Annotated in this window: 13 protein-coding genes; 5 read left to right on the top strand and 8 right to left on the bottom strand. The window is 60.1% G+C overall.

All coding sequences use genetic code 11. The annotated features are described in order from the left end of the window. Positions 1-82: 82 nt before the first annotated feature. The 5 genes from AC1MEW_RS30235 to AC1MEW_RS30215 form a co-directional block, all read right to left on the bottom strand. Entirely contained in the window at positions 83-1120 is a 1038-nt protein-coding gene (locus AC1MEW_RS30235) for an AbrB family transcriptional regulator (RefSeq protein ID WP_480424667.1), read from the bottom strand. Next, on the bottom strand, positions 1113-2627 hold the full coding sequence (locus AC1MEW_RS30230; RefSeq protein WP_201201463.1) for a tripartite tricarboxylate transporter permease: 1515 nt from the start codon (positions 2625-2627) through the stop codon (positions 1113-1115). The genes AC1MEW_RS30235 and AC1MEW_RS30230 overlap by 8 nt, the downstream gene beginning before the upstream one ends. A gap of 1 nt (position 2628) precedes the next feature. Further along, on the bottom strand, positions 2629-3087 hold the full coding sequence (locus AC1MEW_RS30225; protein WP_201201465.1) for a tripartite tricarboxylate transporter TctB family protein: 459 nt from the start codon (positions 3085-3087) through the stop codon (positions 2629-2631). Positions 3088-3146: 59 nt separating this feature from the next. Continuing rightward, positions 3147-4124 (bottom strand): Bug family tripartite tricarboxylate transporter substrate binding protein, encoded by a 978-nt coding sequence (locus AC1MEW_RS30220; RefSeq protein WP_201201472.1) that lies wholly within the window; start codon positions 4122-4124, stop codon positions 3147-3149. An 86-nt stretch (positions 4125-4210) separates the two neighbouring features. Beyond that, complete coding sequence (locus tag AC1MEW_RS30215) at positions 4211-5503, bottom strand: OprD family porin (protein WP_201255636.1); 1293 nt, start codon at positions 5501-5503, stop codon at positions 4211-4213. 235 nt (positions 5504-5738) lie between these two features. Here AC1MEW_RS30215 and AC1MEW_RS30210 point away from each other — a divergent pair, with 235 nt between their 5' ends. Beyond that, the gene (locus AC1MEW_RS30210) at positions 5739-6410 is read left to right on the top strand and encodes a response regulator (RefSeq protein ID WP_054046730.1); all 672 of its coding nucleotides are present in this window, start codon (positions 5739-5741) and stop codon (positions 6408-6410) included. Further along, positions 6403-7791, top strand: coding sequence for a sensor histidine kinase N-terminal domain-containing protein (locus AC1MEW_RS30205; RefSeq protein WP_480424664.1), 1389 nt, complete (start codon positions 6403-6405; stop codon positions 7789-7791). Before AC1MEW_RS30210 ends, AC1MEW_RS30205 begins: the two co-directional genes overlap by 8 nt. 177 nt (positions 7792-7968) lie before the next feature. Here AC1MEW_RS30205 and AC1MEW_RS30200 read toward each other — a convergent pair whose 3' ends face one another. Then, positions 7969-8790 carry an HDOD domain-containing protein gene (locus tag AC1MEW_RS30200; RefSeq protein WP_201201478.1) on the bottom strand — a complete coding sequence of 274 codons (822 nt, stop codon included), beginning with the start codon at positions 8788-8790 and terminating at the stop codon, positions 7969-7971. 36 nt (positions 8791-8826) lie between these two features. Further along, the gene (ygfZ, locus tag AC1MEW_RS30195; protein ID WP_201201480.1) at positions 8827-9768 is read right to left on the bottom strand and encodes a CAF17-like 4Fe-4S cluster assembly/insertion protein YgfZ; all 942 of its coding nucleotides are present in this window, start codon (positions 9766-9768) and stop codon (positions 8827-8829) included. A gap of 149 nt (positions 9769-9917) precedes the next feature. Between ygfZ and AC1MEW_RS30190 the strand changes: the two genes are divergently transcribed. Continuing rightward, on the top strand, positions 9918-10172 hold the full coding sequence (locus AC1MEW_RS30190; RefSeq protein ID WP_007944081.1) for an FAD assembly factor SdhE: 255 nt from the start codon (positions 9918-9920) through the stop codon (positions 10170-10172). After that, the gene (locus tag AC1MEW_RS30185; protein WP_480424663.1) at positions 10156-10608 is read left to right on the top strand and encodes a protein YgfX; all 453 of its coding nucleotides are present in this window, start codon (positions 10156-10158) and stop codon (positions 10606-10608) included. Before AC1MEW_RS30190 ends, AC1MEW_RS30185 begins: the two co-directional genes overlap by 17 nt. Here the strand turns inward: AC1MEW_RS30185 and nadB are convergent. Beyond that, entirely contained in the window at positions 10577-12193 is a 1617-nt protein-coding gene (gene nadB, locus AC1MEW_RS30180) for an L-aspartate oxidase (RefSeq protein ID WP_201201483.1), read from the bottom strand. The two genes, AC1MEW_RS30185 and nadB, sit on opposite strands and share 32 nt — an antisense overlap. Positions 12194-12751: 558 nt before the next feature. Here nadB and rpoE point away from each other — a divergent pair. Beyond that, a complete protein-coding gene (gene rpoE / locus AC1MEW_RS30175) occupies positions 12752-13333 on the top strand; it encodes an RNA polymerase sigma factor RpoE/AlgU (RefSeq protein WP_007944079.1) in 582 nt (193 codons plus the stop codon). Positions 13334-13361 lie beyond the last annotated feature (28 nt).

Genomic DNA, 13361 nt, shown 5'->3' with positions numbered 1-13361 from the left:
CATTTACAGGTTTTACGACTGCTTCGCAGCCGAACGGGGGCAAGCCCCCTCGCCACAGTCATCACCTGTCACTGGGGCGGTGTCAGGGCTGCTCCGGTTGCCGATTCCAATACTTGAACAACGGTTCCGCCAGAAACAACACAAACAACAACCGCATCACCTGCATCGCGGTTACCAAGGGCACCGACAATTGCAGGGTCTCCGCGGTCAAACTCATTTCTGCAATCCCGCCGGGCATCATGCCCAACGTCAGCGAACGCAGATCCAGGTGGGTCAACGCACTCAACCCCAGCGCCGCCGCCGTGGCGATCAACATGGTCAACACCGTGCCGATCAACGTCCGTCCCATAAATGACGGAGCGCGCCGGAAGAATTGCCGATTGAAGTGACATCCCAAGCCGCTGCCAATCAACCATTGGCCGATCTGGCTACCGCCGTTAGGCAAACCGATGTGCAAATCCCAACTGATACTCACCGCCGCACTCACCAGCAACGGCCCGAACAGCCACGGATTGGGTTGTCGTAAACGCTGCCAGACCCAAGCGAGCAGGGCGCCCGCCGGAAACAACAGCGCCAGCCAACGCCAATCGACGGCCGTGGCGTGGGCGATCGAAGCTCCGTCCCCGAGCAAATACTTGAACGCCGCCGGCACACACAGCACCACCACCAGCACCCGCAAGCTTTGCCCCGCCGCGACCCGGCTGAGCACCGCGCCATTGCGCGCGCCGAGGTTGACCATCTCGCCGGAGCCTCCCGGCATGCTGGAAAAGAACGCGGTGGCGCGATCCTCACCGGTGCGCCGCATCAACCAGAAACCGACCACGGCGGACAGGCTGGTGACCAGCGCCCCAAAGAAGATCAAACCGAAATGACTCAGGACCTGCTCCATCACCACCGGGGTGAAGTGCAGGCCGATACCGATGCCGACGATCCACTGACCGCACTTGCGCCCGCCAGGGATTTCCGCCAATTGCCAGGGTGTCAGGCAGCGCACCAGGATGATCGCCAGCAACGAGCCGACCATCCACGGCAGCGGCCAGCCGATCTGGCTGGCGAGGTAACCGCCAAGCAGACCGACCAGCGGTGTTCCCCACCAGGTTTTGAAGGGACGATCAGACATCGGCAATGGTGCGCCGGGCGACCGAACGTTTGCGCCAGATCCGGATGACCGGCATCAGCAACATGATTGCGGTCAGCACCCAGCAGCCGAAGGTGATCGGGCTGGACCAGAGAATCTCCAGCGCGCCGTTGGAAATCGACAGCGCGCGACGCAGGTTCTGCTCCATCAAGCCGCCGAGGATGAACCCCAGCAGGACCGGCGACAGCGGAAAGTCCATCTTGCGCAGGATGTAACCGAAGATACCGATGCCGATCATCAGGAACAGGTCGAACGTGGTGGCGTGCACCGCGTAGACGCCGATCCCGGTAATGATCGCGATCACCGGCACCAGCGCCCAGTTCGGCACGGCGAGGATGCGGGTGAAGATGCGGATCATCGGGATGTTGAGGATCACCAGCATGATGTTGGCGACGAACAACGAAGCGATCAGGCCCCAGACGATGTCCGGTTGTTGCTGGAACAGCAGCGGCCCCGGCGTGATGTTGTACAGCGACAGCGCGCCAATCATCACCGCCGTGGTGCCCGAACCCGGAACGCCGAGGGTCAGCATCGGCACCAGTGCGCCGCAGGCTGCGCCGCCGATGGCCGTTTCAGGTGCCGCGAGGCCACGCATGTCGCCTTGGCCGAAGGTGCCTTTGGCGCCGGCGATGCGTTTCTCGGTCATGTAGGCCACGGCGCTGGCGAGCGTCGCACCGGCACCCGGCAACACGCCCATGATGAAACCCAACACGCCGCAACGAATGTTCACCACGAACACCGCCGACGCTTCCTTGAAGTTGAACATCATGCGGCCGGTGGCTTTCACCGCTTCCTGACCGTGGTGGGTTTTTTCCAGCAGCAGGAGGATTTCACTGATGGAGAACAGGCCCAGCACCAACACGACGAATTGAATGCCGTCGGTCAGGTGGATGTTGTCCCCGGTGAAACGGTACACGCCGCTGTTGGCATCGATCCCGACGCTCGACAGGAACAGACCGATCAACGCTGCGATAAAAGTTTTCAGCGGCCGATCACCGGCCATGCCGCCCAGGCAGACAATCGCGAATACCATCAGTACAAAGTATTCGGCGGGTCCGAAGGCAATCGCCCATTTCGCCAGCAGCGGGGCGAACAGCACCATGCCGCAGGTGGCGATAAATGCGCCGATGAACGAACTCCACGCCGACAGCGACAGCGCTACACCGGCCAGGCCTTTGCGGGCCATAGGGTAACCGTCGAGGGTGGTCATCACGGTGGAGGCTTCGCCAGGAATGTTCAGCAAAATCGAGCTGATCCGGCCGCCGTATTCGCAACCCAGGTACACCGCCGCCAGCAAGATCAGTGCTGATTCCGGTGGCAGACCGAGGGCGAATGCGATCGGGATCAACAGCGCCACCCCGTTGATCGGGCCCAGGCCCGGCAGCAGGCCGACCACAGTGCCGATGAGCGTGCCGCACAGCGCGGTCACCAGGTTGTACGGGGTCAGCGCAACGCCAAAACCCTGACCCAAATAGCCAAGAGTATCCATATCAGTTCTCCAGAACGTCGAGCACGCCCAAGGGCAGTGGCACGTCCATCAACTTGTCGAACAGCAGATAAAGACCGATCGCCATCAGGCTGATGATCACCGTGCTGGGCAACCAGCGGCCGCCGTACAAGCGCGCCATCGGGATCCCAATCAGGATGCTCGCGACAATGAAACCAAGCGGTTCGAAGGTGCCCGCGAACACCAGCAACAGCACCACGCAGATACCGATTTTGGTCAGGGTCTCGCGGTCCATCGGCGGTTCGTCAGGGTTGTGCTTGATCGGTGCGGGGCGAAACACCATATACAACAGCGCCAGGCCCATCAGCCCGAGCATCAACAGCGGGAAGGCCCGAGGCCCCACCGGTTCGTAGGAAAAAGCCGCTTGATACGGCCACGCCATCAGCGCCAGGCCAATACAGGCCAGCAACAGCACCGAAGCAAAAATGCGTTGTAAGAGCATGGGAAACTCCTGTGCCGCAGTCCCGCGCAAACGGGGCCGCAGCCGCTAGACAGAGGCGATCACTGGATCAGGCCGAACTCTTTGGCCAGCACTTTGTAGTCAGCCACTTGTTTCTTCACGTAGGTGTCCAGCTCCGGGCCGGTCATGGCGAACGGGAACAGTTCACGCTGATCGCGCAGCTTGGCGAAGTCTTCGGACGCCAGCAGTTTGTCGAAGGCGTTTTTCCACCAGGCGTAGTCTTCGTCGCTGACCTTTGGCCCGAGGTAGAAACCGCGAACCACCGGCCAGACGATGTCGTAGCCTTGCTCTTTGGCGGTCGGGATGTCCTTCATTTCCGGCTCGTCCAGACGTTTGTCGGCGAATACCGCCAGCAGACGCATGTCACCGCTCTGGATGTGCGGCATGGAGTCGGAGATGTCGGTGCTGCCGACTTGGATGTGGCCGCCGAGCAGGGCAGTGGCGATTTCACCGCCGCCTTCGAGGGCCACATAACGTAGGTCACGTGGGTTGATCCCGGCGGCCTTGGCGATCAGCGCGGTTTGCATCCAGTCCTGGCTGCCGACGGTGCCGCCGGAGCCGATCACCACTTTGCTCGGATCTTTCTTCAGCGCCTGAACGAGATCGTCCAGATTCTTGTAAGGCGAGTCGCTTTTCACCGCGATGGCGCCGTAGCTGGTGCCGACAGCGGCCAACCAGCGAACGTTGGTCTCATCGAAACGCCCGAACTTGCCTTGGGCCAGGTTCAGTAACGAACCGCTGGACCACGCCACCAGCGTGCCGGCATCGCCCGGACGCTGAGCGACCACCGCGTTGTACGCCACCGCGCCGACGCCGCCGGGCATGTAGGTCACGCGCATCGGTTTGGTCAGGATTTTTTCGTTGATCAGCGCGCTTTGCGCCAGTTTGCAGGTCAGGTCGAAACCACCGCCGGGGGAGGCTGGGGCGATACATTCCGGGCGCTTCGGCTCGGCCATCAGTTGGCCGGCGAACAGCAGGGCGCTGGCGGTGAGAGCAACTTTACGCAGTGACAAATTCATTGGGTTCTCCACAGATTTTTTGTTGTATGGATGTGTGTAGGAGTTGCCGAAGGCTCCGATCTTTTAGCCTTCGGCGGTTCAATCAATTACCAAAGTGCAACGCTATAGCTCACCAGCAGACGCACTTCATCGGCATCGCGAGCGGAGTAGTTGGAACGGTAGGTGGCATTACGCAGGCGCACGGCGACGTCCTTTAGCGCGCCGCTTTGTACTACATATTTGATCTCGGTGTTGCGCTCCCACTCTTTGCCTTCTTCACCGTTCTTGAGCTTGATGTTGTCACCGCTCAGGTAACGGCTCATGAAACTCAGGCCGGGAACGCCCAGTTTGGCGAAGTCAAAGTCGTAGCGCGCTTGCCAGGAATGCTCTTCGGCGCCGGCGAAGTCGTTGATCTGCACGAAGTTGACCAGGTACGGGTCGCTGCCATCGACATACGGGAAGGCACTGTCGCCGGACATGTGCTGATAACCGGCGCTGAATTTATGCCCGCTCAAGGCATAGCTCACCAGGCCGTTGAGGGATTTGTTGTCGATCTTGCCGCCACGGGCCGCGCCCTGGTCGTTACTGATGGCCAGTCGCAGGTCGGTGCCGAACGTGCCGGGGCCGAACGGTTGCGAGGCGACCACGCCGAGGAAGTGCTGGTTGTAGACTTCATCGAGTTGCGCGAAGTGGTAGCTGCCGGTGATTTTGTCGGTGAACTTGTAATCCACGCCGCCAAAGTCGAAGTGCTTGCCAGCGGCTGTGCCGGCAAAACGGCTGTTCTTGTTGTTGAGGGCAATGTCCTCGAAATCGGTGCTGTCGCGGTCTTTGGCTTTATCCAGTCGACCACCGGTGAAGGTCAGGTTCTTGACCTCTTTGGAGGTCAGCATTCCGCCTTCAAAGGTCTGCGGCAGGATGCGCCCGTCGTTGGGCTTGAGGATCGGCAGCTCCGGGATCAGACTGCCGATTTTCAGTTCGGTGGCGGAGATCTTCACTTTGCCGGTCAGGCCAAGTTTGGAGTACTCATTGGCCGCGCGACCGTCATCGTGGGTCGGCAACAGGCCGGTGCCGGTGCGGTCGGGACTCGAATCGAGCTTGACCCCCAGCATGCCCAGCGCATCGACACCAAACCCCACGGTGCCGTCGGTGTAACCCGATTGCAGATTGAGGATGAACCCCTGGGCCCATTCGTCACGCTTGGATTGCTGGGCACTGGTGCCATCGCGAAAGTCGCGGTTGAAATACATGTTGCGGGTTTCAAGTGTTGCCTTACTGTCTTCGAAGAAGGCAGCCTGGCTCAACGGCGAAAAGCCGGCGAAGGCGGCGGCACTGGCAAGGGCGGTCTGGCTGAGGCGGGAAAAACGAACAGGCGGGCGAGCCTGAAGCTGCATGGACAGCATCGTGAAATACTCCGTTATTGTTCTTATTGGCGAAAACGCTTCGAGGCGTTTTTCGTATCGCTGTGTGGCAGCAGCGACGGACAGTCGAAACGGTCCGTGGCTGGACTCTAACGGGCCAACCTTTCGCTAACCTTTCAGCTGACTTTCACGGATTTCGGGCTTCACAGCAGCGGTTGCGGCTGTAAACTCCGCGCCAAAGAATGGCGTCGACCATCCCTGAACGAGGTAAAAATCCATGCGTGTCCTGCTCGTCGAAGACCATCTGCAGCTCGCCGAAAGTGTCGCCCAGGCGCTCAAGAGCACCGGGTTGACCGTGGATGTTTTGCACGATGGCGTGGCGGCCGACCTGGCCTTGAGCAGCGAGGAATACGCCATGGCGATCCTCGATGTCGGCCTGCCGCGCATGGATGGTTTTGAAGTGCTGGCGCGTCTGCGGGCCCGGGGTAAAAATCTGCCGGTGCTGATGCTGACCGCCCGCAGCGACGTCAAGGATCGGGTCCATGGCCTGAACCTTGGTGCAGACGATTACCTCGCCAAACCGTTCGAACTGACCGAACTCGAAGCTCGGGTCAAAGCCTTGCTGCGGCGCAGCGTTTTAGGCGGTGAGCGGCAGCAGCGCTGCGGCGTGCTGGCCTATGATCTGGACACCCGGCGCTTCACCCTCGGCGAAGAATTGCTGACCCTGACTTCTCGCGAACAAGCCGTGCTCGAAGCGCTGATCGCCCGTCCTGGCCGGGTGATGAGCAAGGAACAACTGGCTTCCCAGGTATTTGGCCTGGACGAAGAGGCCAGCCCCGACGCCATCGAAATCTACGTCCACCGTTTGCGCAAGAAACTCGATGGCCAACCGGTGGCAATCGTGACCTTCCGCGGCCTCGGCTACTTGTTGGAAAGCCGCGATGCATAAGCCCAGCAGCCTGCGCTGGCGGTTGCTGTGGAACCTGGCGCTGTTGCTGGTGGTGTTGATGTTGGCCAGTGGTTTGAGCGCGTATTGGAACGGTCGCGAAGCCGCCGACACCGCTTATGACCGCACCTTGCTGGCTTCGGCGCGGACCATTGCCGCCGGCTTGTCCCAGCGTGATGGCAGCCTCAGCGCGAACGTGCCTTACGTCGCCCTCGATACTTTCGCTTACGACAGTGCCGGGCGAATTTATTACCAGGTCAACGACATCCATCAAAAGCTGATCTCCGGCTACGAAAACCTCCCCGGACCGCCGCCGGGAACGCCGCGCACCGACGACTACCCGGCGCTGGCGCGTTTCTACAACGCCACTTACCAAGGGCAGAACGTGCGGGTGGTGAGCCTGCTTAAAGCGGTGATCGAACCGAACATGAACGGCATGGCGGAAATTCGCGTGGCGGAGACCGATGAAGCGCGGGTGCGCATGGCCCGCAGCCTCGCGGCGGATACCTTGCTGCGGCTCGGCATGTTGGCGATTGGCGCACTGATGATCGTCTGGTTTGCGGTCAGCGTGGCGTTGCGCCCATTAGAGCGATTGCGCACCGCAGTGGAAGAGCGCCAGTCCGATGATCTGCGGCCGTTGCCGCTGGTGGAAGTGCAGCGTGAGTTGTGGCCGCTGGTGCGCGCACTCAATCACTTTACCGAACGCTTGCGCGGGCAGTTCGAGCGTCAGGCGCAGTTCATTGCCGATGCGGCCCATGAACTGCGTACACCGCTGGCGGCGCTCAAGGCACGACTGGAATTGGGCTTGCGCGCCAGCGAACCGGAAACCTGGCGCAGCACCCTGGAAACCGCGGCCCAAGGAACGGATCGCCTGACGCATTTGGCCAATCAGTTGCTTTCCCTGGCTCGGGTCGAAAACGGCGCACGGGCGATTGCCGAGGGCGGCGCCCAGTTGCTGGACCTGAGCCAATTGGCCCGGGAACTGGGCATGGCGATGGCCCCGCTGGCCCACGCACGCGGCGTGGCGCTGGCGCTGGAGGCGGACGAGCCGGTGTGGCTGCGCGGTGAGCCGACGCTGTTGAACGAATTGCTGAGCAACCTGGTGGATAACTCATTGGCCCACACACCGCCCGGTGGCAATGTGATCCTTCGCGTGACGGCGCCGGCGGTGCTGGAGGTCGAGGACGATGGCCCCGGGATTCCCCTTGAAGAGCGCGATCGGGTATTTGAGCGCTTTTATCGGCGCAACCAGCAGGTCGCGGGATCAGGGTTGGGCTTGGCGATTGTCGGTGAGATCTGCCGCGCGCACTTGGCGCAGATCAGCCTGCATGACGGGGAGGCCGCGGGGTTGAAGGTTCGGGTGAGTTTTATTGCGGGGGAGTAAACACCAGACCTGTTGCCCCGGAGCTTTTGTGGCGAGGGAGCTTGCTCCCGTTGGGCTGCTAAGCAGCCCCAAAACCTGCAACCTGATTCCTTCTGACACACCGAATGCGTAGGGTTTACGACTGCTACGCAGCCGAACGGGAGCAAGCTCCCTCGCCACAATTATTCGTGTTCACAATCAGTAGAACATCGACCGCGATTCTTCCAGATCCCTGCACATCGCCTCATTCTCGGGATCAATCCCCAGCTTCTTGAACGACGGAACACTGAGCACGTCGATGCGGGCCAGCGGGTGGTCGCTGTCCTTGTGGCAATACAGGCTGGCGATCTGTACCAGGTCGACATAATCGACCCGCCCGGAATCGCGTTTGAAATCCAGGTACTGCCCCGGCAACTTCACCAACATCTCCGGAAATTCCCAGACGCTGAGCAGCTTGTCGCCGAGCAACGGATGAATGCGGTCGATCACATGGTTGAGGCTGACCGGGTCCGAGAGCAGCTCATAGTGGTCTTCGGCGTACGTCAGGATCGGCAGTACACCAATTTGATGCACCAACCCGCCCAGCGCAGCCTGATCCGGTTTGAGCTGGGTGTAACTGCGGCACAGTGCATAACTGACCCCGGCGATTTCCAGGCTTTTGCGCCAGACATCGCGCATCTTCTGTTCCACCACTTCAGAACGGGCGTGGAAAATCTGTTCCATCACCAGACCGATGGCCAGGTTGCTGCTGTAGTTCACGCCCAGCCGGGTGATGGCCGTGTGCAGGTCGGTGACTTCCTGGGTTGCACGCAGCAACGGGCTGTTGACCACTTTGATCAGGCGCGCCGACAGCGCGGTATCGCGGCCGATTACTTTACTCAGGGTGCTTACGCTGATTTCCGGATCTTCAGCGGCCTTGCGAATTTGCAGGGCCACTTCCGGTAATGTTGGCAGAACCAGGTCATCGTTATCGATGGCCTCAACCAAATCCTGTTGGACCTTATCCGCCAGCTCGCTCATTTCTGTTCTCTAGGGTCTTGCAAAAAAATACTGCTGTTAACGCTGGATTTCTTTATCGCGATCCAGCGCGTAGGGCAGGTCGAGCAAGTGCAGGGCAGGGCCTTCTAGCGCTGCCAAGTGAATGTCGCCGCCCTCTGCTGCTTCGGCTTGCAGCACGGCCAGGAGTTCAATATTTTGTTCGCCGCGCGCGGCAATCACCACTTCACCAATAGAGCTGCCGTGGGTCGGGGAAAACAGTTGTGTGCCGGGTTCCGGCAATTCAATGCCATCCAGTTGCAAGCGGTACAGCCGGCGCTTGAGTTTGCCCAGGTACTGCATACGCGCGACGATTTCCTGGCCGGTGTAGCAGCCTTTCTTGAAACTCACGCCGCCAACGGCTTGCAGGTTGAGCATCTGTGGGATGAACAGCTCGCGAGTACTCGGCATGACCTGGCCGATCCCTGCGCGGACCTGGCCCAGCAGCCATTGATTCAGATCGCCTTCGGCCAGCAGGGCGGACAGCTTGCCCTTGATGGCATCGGCTTGATCGGCGGCGGTCCAGAGTTCGGCGCGTCCAGGTGAAACACGAATCGCGATCAGGCCGTCGTTGCGCGCAACGCTGTCGGTGTCGGCCGGCAGCTCAAGACCCAGGCTGCTCAGTGCCGCATCGCCATGATCGAGGCCGAAACGCACCCAGGCAGCGCTTTCATCGGTCAGTTTGGATTTTGAGAACACTGCGTACTTTTTCAGGTCCGCCAGTTGCGGCTCCAGCAGCTCGGTGGCCATGGCCAGGAGAACGCCGTCGCCTTCCAGCAGAATGCGGAAACTCGACTGCATCCGGCCTTTCTGGGTGCAACGGGCGCCGAGGCTGGCCTGGGTGTCGCTCAGGTAGTTGAGGTTGCAGGTCAATTGGCCCTGCAGGAATTTGCCGGCATCCGCGCCGCGGACCGCGAGAACGCCTTCGTGTGACAGGGTGCAGAAAAAAGCAGAATCGGCCATGGGTCATCGCAGGGTAAAGAGTCTGGGAGACATCATAAGGGGACGCCCATGAAATGGGTAGTTCACAAAAGCTCGAGAGGGGCCGACCAAAGCCGACTGTTCGACCGGGCGCGGGGCTGTATACTTGCCGCCTATTTGAGGAGCGCTCCATGGTCGAAGATGTTGAACTGAATCGCCTCTACTGGCACAGCCGCCGCGGCATGCTTGAGCTTGACGTATTGCTGGTGCCGTTCGTGAAAGAGGTCTATCCGCATCTCAATGATGTCGACCGCGATTGCTACCGCAAGCTGCTCGAATGCGAAGATCAGGACATGTTCGGTTGGTTCATGGAACGCGCCGAATCGGAAGATCCGGAGCTTCAGCGCATGGTTCGCATGATCCTGGATCGTGTCCAGCCCAAGTAATGCGTTCGAATGCCGCTGGCATGCCTCACGGCAGTTGCTGGCGGCGTATCTTCTGGCCCAGCTGTTCGCGCTGGGTGCGTTGTTTCTTCTCTCTATACCGCTCTGGGCCAGTTCGCTCGGTGTTTTGCTGTGCCTGGCACACGGCTTTTGGGTATTGCCACGGCAGATTTTGCTGACGCACCCGCAGGCATATTGTGGCTTGCGCCGGGACGCTGATGGTTGGCAGTTGTGGAATCAGGCTCAGGGTTGGCAATCGGTCCAGCTAAGGCCGGACAGTCTGGCGCTACCGTTGGTCGTAATACTGCGGCTTCGTCTGCGCGGCGAGCGACGGGTCAGGACAATTTGTGTGCCTCATGATTCGCAGGCGGCGGATCTGCACCGACGCCTGCGGGTTCGGCTCAGGTTCAGTCGGCGTAGGTGGGCGGCACCAGAATAGTGTCCAGTGCCTCAGGCAACATGTTCGGGTAGTCGAGGGTGTAATGCAGACCGCGACTTTCCTTGCGCTCCATCGCTGACTGGATCATCAGTTCCGCAACTTGGGCCAAGTTGCGCAACTCGATCAAATCCCGGCTGACTTTATAGTTGCTGTAGAACTCGTCGATTTCGTCCAATAGCAGCCGCACACGGTGCTGTGCCCGTTGCAAGCGCTTGTTGGTGCGCACGATGCCCACGTAGTCCCACATGAAACGCCGCAATTCGTCCCAGTTGTGCGCAATGATCACGTCTTCGTCGGAGTCGGTCACCTGGCTCGCATCCCAGACGGGAAGGGCGGTCGGAATCGACACCTGAGGCAACTGCTCGAGAATGTCCGCCGCCGCCGAGCGCGCGTAGACGAAACATTCCAGCAGCGAGTTGCTGGCCATGCGGTTGGCACCGTGCAGCCCGGTGAAGCTGGTCTCGCCAATGGCATACAGGCCGGGCACATCGGTGCGGCCTTGTTGATCGACCATCACGCCGCCGCAGGTGTAGTGCGCCGCCGGAACCACCGGGATCGGTTGCTTGGTGATGTCGATGGAAAACTCGAGGCAGCGTTCGTACATCGTCGGGAAGTGGGTCTTGATGAACGCTTCGGGCTTGTGGCTGATGTCCAGATAGACGCAATCGATGCCCAGGCGCTTCATCTCGTGGTCGATGGCCCTGGCGACGATGTCACGTGGCGCCAGTTCGGCGCGCGGGTCGAAGCGCTGCATGAAGCGTTCGCCGTTGGGCAGCTTCAGGTGCGCACCTTCGCCGCGCAGGGCTTCGGTGATCAGGAAACTCTTGGCCTGTGGGTGATACAGGCACGTGGGGTGGAACTGGTTGAACTCCAGGTTCGCCACCCGGCAGCCCGAACGCCAGGCCATGGCAATGCCATCCCCGCAAGCGCCGTCGGGATTGCTGGTATAGAGATAGACCTTTGCGGCGCCACCGGAAGCGAGGATCACGAAGCGGGCGGCGTAGGTGTCGACTTCACCGGTGGTGCGGTTGAGTACGTAGGCACCGAGGCAACGGTCGCCTTCCAGGCCCAGGCGTTTTTCGGTGATCAGATCGACTGCGACCCGTTGTTCCAGCAGTTCGATGTTCGGCCGTTGTCGGGCCTGGAACAGTAAGGTTCTGAAGATCGCCGCACCGGTGGCATCGGCTGCGTGGATGATGCGCCGATGGCTGTGGCCGCCTTCGCGGGTCAGGTGAAACTCGAAACCGCCGTCCTCCGTGCCAGACTCTTCATCGCGGGTAAACGGAACGCCCTGGTCGATCAGCCACTGGATGGCTTCTTTACTGTGCTCGACGGTAAACCGCACGGCGTCTTCATGGCACAGGCCGCCGCCGGCATTGAGCGTGTCATCGACGTGGGACTCGACGGTGTCGGTATCATCCAGCACGGCAGCGACACCGCCCTGGGCCCAGAAAGTCGAGCCATTGGCGAGGTCGCCTTTGCTCAGTACGGCGATGCGCAGATGACCGGGCAAGGTCAGCGCAAGGCTCAAACCGGCAGCGCCGCTGCCAATGACCAGAACATCGTGTTGAAACTGTTGGCTCATTTCAGGATTCCGCTCAAAGCGACCCGGGTCGGGGTTGGCGCAAGACACCTGGATCGGCGAGTCAGGCAGCCACACAGCCCACTAGTATATAGAGGGGGGGAGCGGCACAATAGCCGGGCCTACATGGCATTGTGAAACTACTGTGACGGAAAAGACCGGACGCTTCGTCGGAAGTTTTTTTCACCGGTTCGGCGACAAGGCGACTGTATCGAGGATTTAACAGTCTTTTTCGCTTCGCAGTCGCACAATGTCGGTTGCACGCAGCTATAAATATTTGGAACTTTTGCCAAAGGCCCAAGATCAATAGCTGGTTGCCTGAATCAAGGGACAGTGTCGGCTTCAGAGCGGGACCTGCTGTTTGGTCCTTGCTGGCGAATCCGATGACAAGATTATTCGCGCAGCCGGGTTATCCCGAGCTGCGCTTTTCGTGCGTGCCAAATCAGAGCCCGCAGGAAACTTGCTTGAAGGGGGAGAACTTTTGCGAAAAGCCCGAGTCTATGTTTGCAAGTCTGGTCGTTTAGTTATGCAAGCCTCCTTCGAGCTTATCGAGGAGTGTTCATGCTAACCCAGGAAGAGGATCAGCAGCTGGTCGAGCGCGTCCAACGCGGCGACAAGCGAGCTTTCGATCTGCTAGTGCTGAAATACCAGCACAAAATTCTCGGGTTGATCGTGCGTTTCGTGCACGACACCCATGAAGCCCAGGATGTCGCACAGGAAGCCTTTATCAAGGCGTACCGTGCACTTGGTAATTTCCGCGGAGACAGCGCGTTTTATACGTGGCTTTACCGCATCGCCATCAACACGGCGAAAAACTATTTGGTTTCACGCGGCCGCCGGCCGCCGGATAGCGATGTCAGTTCTGAAGACGCAGAGTTCTACGATGGCGATCATGGCCTCAAGGATCTCGAGTCGCCAGAACGCGCATTGCTGCGGGATGAGATCGAAGGCACCGTCCATCGAACCATCCAGCAACTGCCAGAAGATTTGCGTACGGCTTTAACTTTACGTGAATTCGATGGTCTGAGTTACGAGGACATTGCGGCGGTTATGCAGTGTCCGGTGGGTACCGTGCGTTCCCGGATTTTCCGGGCTCGGGAAGCCATTGATAAAGCCCTGCAGCCGTTGTTGCAGGAAAACTGAGACAGCGGCGACAGCCAAGAGAGGAACG

It is taken from the genome of Pseudomonas sp. ASL4 (assembly GCF_056680395.1).
Note: the sequence above shows the minus strand (reverse complement) of the source record. Positions and strands in the feature narration are given on the sequence as shown.

Excerpts from the sequence above, each read along its gene's own strand:
- AC1MEW_RS30235 (WP_480424667.1), bottom strand. The coding sequence starts at position 1,120 with ATGTCTGATCGTCCCTTCAAAACCTGGTGGGGAACACCGCTGGTCGGT.
- AC1MEW_RS30230 (WP_201201463.1), bottom strand. The coding sequence starts at position 2,627 with ATGGATACTCTTGGCTATTTGGGTCAGGGTTTTGGCGTTGCGCTGACC.
- AC1MEW_RS30225 (WP_201201465.1), bottom strand. The coding sequence starts at position 3,087 with ATGCTCTTACAACGCATTTTTGCTTCGGTGCTGTTGCTGGCCTGTATT.
- AC1MEW_RS30220 (WP_201201472.1), bottom strand. The coding sequence starts at position 4,124 with ATGAATTTGTCACTGCGTAAAGTTGCTCTCACCGCCAGCGCCCTGCTG.
- AC1MEW_RS30215 (WP_201255636.1), bottom strand. The coding sequence starts at position 5,503 with ATGCTGTCCATGCAGCTTCAGGCTCGCCCGCCTGTTCGTTTTTCCCGC.
- AC1MEW_RS30210 (WP_054046730.1), top strand. The coding sequence starts at position 5,739 with ATGCGTGTCCTGCTCGTCGAAGACCATCTGCAGCTCGCCGAAAGTGTC.
- AC1MEW_RS30205 (WP_480424664.1), top strand. The coding sequence starts at position 6,403 with ATGCATAAGCCCAGCAGCCTGCGCTGGCGGTTGCTGTGGAACCTGGCG.
- AC1MEW_RS30200 (WP_201201478.1), bottom strand. The coding sequence starts at position 8,790 with ATGAGCGAGCTGGCGGATAAGGTCCAACAGGATTTGGTTGAGGCCATC.
- ygfZ (WP_201201480.1), bottom strand. The coding sequence starts at position 9,768 with ATGGCCGATTCTGCTTTTTTCTGCACCCTGTCACACGAAGGCGTTCTC.
- AC1MEW_RS30190 (WP_007944081.1), top strand. The coding sequence starts at position 9,918 with ATGGTCGAAGATGTTGAACTGAATCGCCTCTACTGGCACAGCCGCCGC.
- nadB (WP_201201483.1), bottom strand. The coding sequence starts at position 12,193 with ATGAGCCAACAGTTTCAACACGATGTTCTGGTCATTGGCAGCGGCGCT.
- rpoE (WP_007944079.1), top strand. The coding sequence starts at position 12,752 with ATGCTAACCCAGGAAGAGGATCAGCAGCTGGTCGAGCGCGTCCAACGC.